Here is a 536-nt window from a genome sequence, read left to right on the forward strand (position 1 = left end):
TCGCGGAGTTCGTCCGCCGCTCGATCGGCATCGAGATGCTGGGGGATGCCAGGGGACGGCGCTTCGCACCGATCCTGGGTGTCATCTTCATCGGCGTGCTCGGCATGAACCTCACCGGCGTCGTCCCGGGCATCAACATTGCGGCCTCCTCCGTCATGGCCGTGCCTGTCGTCTTCGCCGTGCTGGCCTACGTCACCTTCATTGCCGCGGGCATCCGTGAACAGGGGGTCGGGCCCTTCTTCAAGTCCCAGCTCTTCCCACCGGGACTGCCCTGGCCCATCTACTTCCTCATCACCCCCATCGAGTTCTTCTCCAACTTCGTGGTGCGACCGGCGACCCTGGCCATCCGACTCCTGTGCAACATGATCTCCGGACACCTGCTCTTGGCCCTGACCTTCTTCGGGACCTCGGCGATGCTGGCGTCGGCCGGAGGCATGAAGGGCCTGGCGGTCCTCATGGTCGGGACGTCCCTGGTGGTCACCCTCGTCGAAATCTTCATCGCGATCCTGCAGGCCTACATCTTCGCCGTGCTCACG

The 536-nt window shown here is 64.4% G+C and carries 1 protein-coding gene; it reads left to right on the forward strand.

What is annotated here, in order from left to right; all coding sequences use genetic code 11:
- The coding region (locus FK530_RS25340) for a F0F1 ATP synthase subunit A (RefSeq protein ID WP_146489525.1) at positions 1 to 536 on the forward strand (536 nt) is incomplete at both ends.

Source organism: Tsukamurella conjunctivitidis, assembly GCF_007858475.1.
Classification (GTDB): Bacteria; Actinomycetota; Actinomycetes; order Mycobacteriales; family Mycobacteriaceae; genus Tsukamurella; species Tsukamurella conjunctivitidis.